The organism is Nostoc sp. (assembly GCF_036919595.1).
GTDB lineage: Bacteria > Cyanobacteriota > Cyanobacteriia > Cyanobacteriales > Nostocaceae > Nostoc.
Map to the genome: position 1 here is coordinate 20,788 of NZ_JBALCO010000093.1, position 8,071 is coordinate 28,858.

Annotated in this window: 6 protein-coding genes; 5 read left to right on the top strand and 1 reads right to left on the bottom strand. The window is 41.6% G+C overall.

The genetic code is table 11. The features are described 5' to 3' along the window. Positions 1-69: 69 nt before the first annotated feature. Complete coding sequence (gene glyS / locus V7K21_RS14035) at positions 70-2,223, bottom strand: glycine--tRNA ligase subunit beta (protein ID WP_335175158.1); 2,154 nt, start codon at positions 2,221-2,223, stop codon at positions 70-72. 168 nt (positions 2,224-2,391) lie between these two features. On the opposite strand from glyS, the gene V7K21_RS14040 reads away from it, so the two are divergent. The 5 genes from V7K21_RS14040 to V7K21_RS14060 all read left to right on the top strand — a co-directional run bounded on the left by V7K21_RS14040 (position 2,392) and on the right by V7K21_RS14060 (position 8,050). After that, positions 2,392-2,646: a hypothetical protein gene (locus V7K21_RS14040; protein ID WP_335175160.1), complete on the top strand. Its 255-nt coding sequence runs from the start codon at positions 2,392-2,394 to the stop codon at positions 2,644-2,646. Positions 2,647-3,337: 691 nt separating this feature from the next. Next, positions 3,338-4,627 (top strand): glycosyltransferase family 4 protein, encoded by a 1,290-nt coding sequence (locus tag V7K21_RS14045; protein WP_335175162.1) that lies wholly within the window; start codon positions 3,338-3,340, stop codon positions 4,625-4,627. Between the two features lie 456 nt (positions 4,628-5,083). Further along, entirely contained in the window at positions 5,084-5,275 is a 192-nt protein-coding gene (locus tag V7K21_RS14050; RefSeq protein ID WP_335175164.1) for a TetR/AcrR family transcriptional regulator, read from the top strand. Between the two features lie 286 nt (positions 5,276-5,561). Beyond that, positions 5,562-7,166, top strand: coding sequence for an efflux RND transporter periplasmic adaptor subunit (locus tag V7K21_RS14055; RefSeq protein ID WP_335175166.1), 1,605 nt, complete (start codon positions 5,562-5,564; stop codon positions 7,164-7,166). 539 nt (positions 7,167-7,705) lie between these two features. Continuing rightward, positions 7,706-8,050 (top strand): hypothetical protein, encoded by a 345-nt coding sequence (locus V7K21_RS14060; protein ID WP_335175168.1) that lies wholly within the window; start codon positions 7,706-7,708, stop codon positions 8,048-8,050. The last annotated feature ends 21 nt before the right edge of the window (positions 8,051-8,071 follow it).

The window sequence follows — 8,071 nt, forward strand, 5'->3', positions numbered from 1 at the left end:
GTCCCTGGTTAAGCACTCCCTATAGTAGCGTCTATCGGCAAAAATTACACAACTTTTTGTTGACCTACGCTACAGATTTTTAACGATCGCACCAAAATCAGCTAGAACACGGGCATGATTGCGAACTAATCCTAGCAGATGTAATCGATTCCGCTTAACTTCTGGATCGGAGTCCATAACTAGAACGCTATCTGGGCCATCAAAGAAGTTACTAACTGTCGGAGCAATTTTTGCTAGTGCTGCTACTAACAGTTGATAATTTCGTGTCTGCTGTGCTGCTTGAGTTTGCGGTACTGATTCGATTAAGGCATTATACAAAGCTACCTCAGAGGGCTTTTGGAATAATTCTTGACGAACTACGGCTGTCGGTTCTAGCTGTTTTGTATCCAAATCACCTTGGGCGGCTAATCGTGTGGAACGGTTAACGGTTTCGTAGATGTTATCTAAGGTACTGTCGTTGCGGATTTGTTGTAGATATAAGGCGCGATCGCGTACATCCAATAAATCCTTTAACGTCCGTTCTGTATATTCTGGGTCATTGTCACCCAAAACAGCATTTACTAAGTCGTAATCAATTTTCTTTTCTTCTTGTAGTAAAGTGCGGATACGTTGTAAGAAAAACTCTTGTAATGCTGCGGTTAATAATATCTGGTCTTTATGATATTTAACTGCAAAATCTGTTGCTATCTGCTCCAATAAATTCTCTAAATTTATCGGCAAATTATAAAACCAAGTAATTTTAACTACAGCATTAGCAGCCCGGCGTAAGGCAAAGGGATCAGACGATCCAGAGGGAATTAAACCTAAACCAAAGATACTCACCAAGGTATCTAATCTATCTGCCAAGCCGACAATTTGACCTGTGAGTGTTTCGGGTAAAATATCACCTGCTCCCGTTGGCAAATAATGTTGAAAAATTGCCTTTGCTACTTCGGCATCTTCACCACTGGCTAAGGCATATTTTTCTCCCATTATCCCTTGTAATTCTGGGAATTCATACACCATTTGGGTAACCAAATCTGCTTTACATAATAAAGCTGCACGTTGGATTCTTTGGCTTTGGTCTTCTTCTAATTCTAATTGGCTGGTTATTCGCTCGGCAATCTTAACTACTCTATCTACCTTGGCACGCAACGAACCCAATTCTTCTTGAAAAGTGACTTTTTCTAACTGGGGTAAAAAGCTTTCTATTGGCTTAGTTAAATCAGCTTCATAGAAAAATCTGCCATCAGCTAATCTGGCACGAATTACCTTTTCATTCCCTACAGCAACAATATCTGATTTCTTGGGATCACCGTTAGAAATGGTGATGAAATTGGGCAATAATTCTTGATCAAAACTATCTGGTTTGAATACAGGGAAATAACGCTGATGAGTAACCATGACTTCAGTAATTACCTTAGTCGGTAATTCCAAAAATTCTGGTTCAAATTTTCCAACAACTGCGGAAGGATGTTCTACAAGGTTGGTTACTTCTTCTAATAAATCGGGGTAAATTACTGTATACCCGCCTAAATTCTGTACTACTGCCTCTACTTGCTTTCTAATAACATTTGCTCGTTCTTCTGAGTCAACGATGACAGAGGCACGATCAAGGGTGTCAACATAATCAGTCGCTTGGGCAATTGTCACAGGTTCAGGATGCAAGACACGATGACCTTGAGAAATGCGATCGCTCTGGATCGTTTTAGAGCCATTCACTAATTCTAGAGGCAGCACCGTTTCATCTAACAAAGCTACTAGCCAGCGAATTGGTCGGGAAAACCTCGCATCCCCATTCCCCCAACGCATCAACCGCTTACCTTCTAAACCCCAAATCCACTGGGGTACAAGTTCTGTCAAAATTTCTGCCACAGGACGACCGGGAATTCTTTTTTGCACAAAGACAAATTCCCCTTTGTCAGTAGGGCGAACAAACAGCGCATCCAGTTGCACACTTTGCTTTTTGGCAAAGCCTGCTGCTGCTGCTGTCGGCTGACCATCTTTAAAGGCGGCTTGGGCGGGGGGCCCTTTAATTTCTTCTTCTCGGTCTAGTTGCTGAGATGGTAGACCTCTAATCAATACCGCCAGACGGCGGGGAGTACCGTACACCTGGACACTTTCGCCCTTGAGGCTGTTTGCTTGCAGGCTTTGGGGAATGCGCTCTTGCCATTGCAATAAAGCATCACTGACAAAACTTGCAGGTAGTTCTTCTGTACCAACTTCTAATAGAAACCCAGGCATAGGACACTGTTTTCAACTTTGCGTAGCTCAACTTTATCAGTTATTATCAAGCGATCGCTCGTGATTTTTACGGTAACTAGAGTTTGGATGCTTCTTGTGAATCTATAACTATGTATCATCTTTGCTCGAAAAAGATTTTCGCCAAAATGGCTACTATCACAGCAATCAGTGCTACTTTTACAGTTGCGACGCCCAATAGTCCGCACTTCTCTACAAGACGCTGCGCTCAACAGCCGCTCAGTGACCACCGCAAACATCGCTGCTGCTGCTAACAACTCGGCTCAAGCTGTTGAATTAAAGTTAACTGGCAAGGTGATGTTGCGATGCATCGCAGTTTTTTTCTCCGCTAACAGCTTCAAATATGAAGCTACGCAGGAAGCTAGTGTTGAAAAGTTAATGCCTTTGAACTACTCAAAAAAGTGAAATGCTGACTAATAAATTCAATACTGATGACTTGGTTAAAATACTTCATGTGCCACTTTACAAGCTGGAATGTGGGTTTCATGCACGAGATTAAATATAATGCTACAATTCCCTAAGTGTAAATTTAAGCATTAAGTTCACTTTTAACAAAACAGAATTCAGGAGTCATTAGCTAGAATTATCCAATTTAATTCTGTGTGACTCGCAGATAGCGCAGCATTAGCGAGTCCGCGAGCGTCTGAATAAACGGTTTTCAGTCCCTCACCAAATTTAAAATTTGGTCTCTACAATTAGCGCAAAGTCAGAGCAGAGGCTTCCTCCGTAAGCGCTTTGCGCCTTGCCGCAGGCATCTAAACTTTGTAAAAAAGTGGTGTGTCTGAATCCCTTACTATATTGATTCTGTATCCTTCTTAAAATTAGTGAAAACTTCTTATACGTATGGTAAGAAACTTAAATTAGTCAACAATTATCAGTGAACACTGCTAATTGGTAACTAATAACTAATAATTAATAATTGATAACTCTTAAAATTCACCATAAAAAGTTTTAAATAGTCTTGATTGCAATTGTGATTTCAAAAAATCATAACCTGCTCAGAACTGAAATTAAGTAATAAAAGTAGCAGCGCGTATTGAAATTAGCAAGAAATCCGCTCATCTCAGGCTGTCTTCACGAAATTCACAAATAGCTCATGCACATTCTGATCTATTCCTACAATTATCATCCAGAGCCGATTGGAATTGCTCCTTTAATGACTGAATTGGCAGAAGGACTAGTAAAGCGAGGTCACCAAGTGCGGGTAATTACCGGAATGCCCAACTATCCTCAGCGGGAAATTTACGATGAGTATCGGGGTAAATGGTACGTTACTGAACAAAAAAATGGTGTCACCATTCAACGAAGTTACCTCCGAATTAAGTCTAAACCTAACCTCGTAGATCGGCTGTTACTCGAGTTGAGCTTTGTTTTTACGAGCTTACCCCAAGCGTTTAAAGGTAGACGCCCCGATGTGATTATCTTAACAGTTCCGCCTCTACTAGCTACGTTACCAGCAACAATATTTGGTTGGTTATACGACTGCCCCGTAGTTCTGAATGTGCAAGATATTCTACCAGAAGCTGCCGTGCGTATTGGGCTATTGAAAAATAAGTGGATGATCCGAACTCTTGCAGCCCTAGAGAAATTTGCATATCGGACTGCACACACTATTAGTGTCATCGCCGATGGATTTCGTGAGAATTTAGTGAATAAAGGAGTACCTGTTAATAAAATCGTTTGTATTCCCAATTGGGTAAATGTAAATTTCATCCGCCCTTTACCGAAAGAGAACAACTCCTGGATATCTAGCCATCAACTCGATGGTAAATTCGTAGTACTTTATTCGGGCAATATTGCTCTAACGCAAGGTTTAGAAACAGTAATAGAAGCAGCACTTTGCTTACGTCATATCAAGGATATTGTCTTTGTCATCGTTGGCGAATCAATAGCATTGCAAAGGTTGCAGGAATATTGTCTATTAAATGGAGCAGATAATGTTTTGCTGCTACCGTTGCAGTCGCGAGAAAAACTACCCGAAATGCTAGCAGCATCTGATGTAGGGCTGATTGTGCAAAAGCGCAATGTGATTTCGTTCAATATGCCTTCAAAAATACCACTACTGCTGGCGAGTGGTCGGCCGATTGTGGGTTCAGTTCCTGCCACTGGTACTGCTGCTAAAGCAATCCAACTCAGTGGTGGTGGGATAATTGTTGAGCCAGAATCACCCGATGCAATGGCTGCTGCGGTGCATGATTTATATGCTAATCCTGCTCTTGGGGCGAGGCTAGGTCACACAGGAAGACAGTTTGCCGAAGAAAACTATTCCTTGGAGCAAGCACTTGATCGCTATGAGTGGCTCTTTTCTCATATTCTTGCTAATCGAAAATCAACTGTGGGAATCTTGCCGAAATTGGATTCTAAAAAATCAGTTGTGGATGGTTGAAGGGCATGGGGCATTGGGCAAACAGGGCATTGGGCATTGCTGGCTCGGCTATACATACAAAACCCTAATTAGGGAAAATTAAATCACCCATTTGGGTGAGTTAAAAATCAACCGATCGGGTGACCTAAGTGTAGGAAGTTAAGATTAGTCAAAAAGAGGAATATATATTAGAGAACACTGATTGCACCTGTTTCTTAGTGAGAATAACTCGATGAAACTCCTAAACTTGCTTAATAAAGCTGAATTAATCAGCGATCGCTCCATTACTCTTCTCTTCCCTAAGATCAATATTCACTACTACTAAAGAGAGATAAACTCATGTTTATCTTATATCAATCTTGTCTACTATGTGGTTATAATGCAAGCAAGCACTTACATGTGTAAGCAAATGCTCATGGAAAACTTAGCATCAAGGACGGCACAAACTCATGCACACTTGATAAAGTCAGCAACTAAATGTTTGCAACAGCAGGTTTAACCGCAGCCACAGTGCGAGAAATTGCTTGTGTTTCTGCGACTTTATTTCATCACTTTCAGAACAAAGAGCAACTACTAGCTGCTGTGATTACCGAAGCGATCGCTTTACAGTCCTTGAAGGAGACAGGAGGTTCTGTTAATTTGCCTCAAACAAGATCAACCGGACATTGAACGGTGCTTTCTCTCGGAGCAAAATACAGGGTTTATACTGCCTAAAATAATTTGATAAATCATTCGTATAAATAAATTATCGGAGTTAGGAAATGTACAAATTAACTAGAATGTGCTGAACGATATTTGTTTGTTTTAGGTGCTAGACATCGTGAGCGATCGCCAAATACCCAAATATATATTTGTCACCAACATCAAAAAAAAAGAGCTAAAAACTATTTAAACAATGCTTTTTTAGCCAAAAGTAGATTGCCCAAGTCTAAATCCACAAGAGGAGAAACCGAAGATGTCCGATTCTGAGTTCCCTAAGTCTCCCCTTCCCGTTGAAATAGAACAGCCTGCTGTTAATGATTCTAGTCAAGAGTTGCGACCAATACCAGAGCGATCGCCTAAGCCACCTCGAAAGCGGCGTTGGCCTCTAATCTTGGGAATTATCCTGTTAATTGCAGGTGTTGGTTTTGGTTGGCGCTGGTGGCAAACTCGTAATGGCAATGCAGCAGAGGGTGCTGGAGCAGCTCCTCAACCGGCAGTTTCCGTTAAGCTAGCAAGAGTGGAAACTGAAACTGTGCAGGACAGTTCGGAGTTTATTGGCTCTTTAGAGGCTCCACTCTCTGTACCAATCAAACCACAGATTGGAGGGCGAATTAGCCAGATTTTTATCAAAGAGGGCAATCGTGTTCAACAAGGGCAAGTAATTATTAGCCTAGAAATTGATGATGCCCTAGCCCTGCTACGACAAAAACAAGCAGCACTAGAACAAGCACAGGCAAATCTTGCCGAACTCAAAGCAGGGACTCGAACAGAAGTAGTTTCCCAAGCCAAAGCCCAACTAGATCAGGCCCAAGCAAAATATCAAGATGCCGTATCTGGATCGCTACCACAGCAAATTCAGCAGGCTGAAGCTCAAGTTAATTCCGCCAAATCCGATCAAGTACTAGCAGAAGCACGAGCAAAGCGATACGCAGAATTAACAAAACAAGGGGCAACTTCCCAAGATACCCTAGATGAATACGTCAAAAACAAAGCTAGTGCTGAAGCAGCGGTGGTTGCAGCCCAGAAAAACTTAGAGCAACTCCGCAAAAACAGAACTGCTAATATCCAGCAGCTAGGTGCTGCCTTAGAACAACAGAAACAATTCTATAAGCAACAGGTGAACGGCAACCGCCCAGAAGATATTGCTCAAGGGCGATCGCAAGTAAACCAAGCAGCGGCTGAAGTCCAGTCGGCTCAAGTCCAAGTGCAATACACAAAAGTCCTAGCTCCTTTCACAGGTATTGTTGGTAATATCCCAGTCAAGCCAGGACAGTATGTAGGACAAGGGGATCAACTCACCACATTGACCAAAAACGACTCTTTAGACCTGAATATATCCATTCCGCTAAGTCAAGCCAAAAAGTTGCGCTTGGGTTTACCTGTGCAAATGCTGAACGCCCAAGGCCTACCCACAGTAACGGGTAAGATCAGTTTTATTTCTCCAAATGCTAGTTTAGATTCGCAGACAGTTTTGGTGAAAGCCAACTTTGGCAATTTGAGAAATCGACTGCTTAATCTTCAGTCAGTGCAAACCAGAGTGATCTGGAACAAACATCCAGGAATTTTAATTCCAGTTACAGCAATATCTCGCTTGGGTGGGGAGACTTTTGTATTTGTGGCTGAAGCGCCAGAACAAAAGCCTAATACTGAAGCATCGGCACAAAAGCCTAAAGCTGAAGCAGCATCTTTAGTAGCTCAACAAAAGCCCGTGAAATTGGGAGTTATTCAGGGGAATAGTTATCAAGTTATCCAAGGACTAAAAGCTGGGGACAAAATTGTTGTTTCCGGTATTCTCAGCTTAACCAATGGCGCTCCCATCAAGCCTGCACCGCAAGAAGTGAGTAGTCGGAGTTTTTAATATTTGTACCAATCGATAACTACGTAATGCTCAATTTCTATCTACCCATTTTCTAATGATGTTTACGATCAAATTGATTTAGTAAGTAGCTGGGTGAAATTAAATATAAAATGTCATTGCGTTGGCGTAAGCCTTCTCGTAGGGTACAGAAGGCAGTGGAGTGTTCACGTAGCGTCTAGTAAAGTTGCAATCTCAGTCTTTGCGATCGCAACTCTTAAAGACCAAGGCGCGAACACTTCATACCCTTCTCCTGGCAAAAACCAAGGTGAACAGATTATCCTTTGGACTACGCAATGACAAACTATCTTATATTTATTTAGATCCATCTACTTAATATTGATTGGTTTGGCCAGTAAGAATGCTATGTTGCTGGACTCGATGTTAGAGACATCGCCGTTTTATTCCGGTCGGAACATAGACGATATGTCTACCTTTCTGATAAAGTAATTTGGTCAAAAAAACCAATGCAGTAAGCAATTATTGACATGAATAGTTGTCCAAAATTTTTAGCTGCTATAGCTGGTACTTTCCTAAGTCTAATGACGATAGACGTTAACTTAGCACAAGCTGCCAACTTTACCTTTACATCAATCGTTAATAATAGGGATAATAAGGACTTCTTCGGTATCGGTGGTGGACCCATCAACGATAATGGTACAGTAGCTTTTGTTGCTACGACATCTTTAGGTAAAGGCATCTTTACTAGCAACGGCAACGGAGCGTTTACTACTGCCCTCAAACCGTACCCACAATTCTCATATGCTATCAATGGTCTTGCAATTAACAATAGTGATACAGTAGCCTTCGGAAATATTAGACCTCTTGCAGAATTATTTTTATGTTATAATAGAAGGCTTTGCTTCCATACTAATGAGGTGGAATAATTGAGAAACGTGATACTTGGG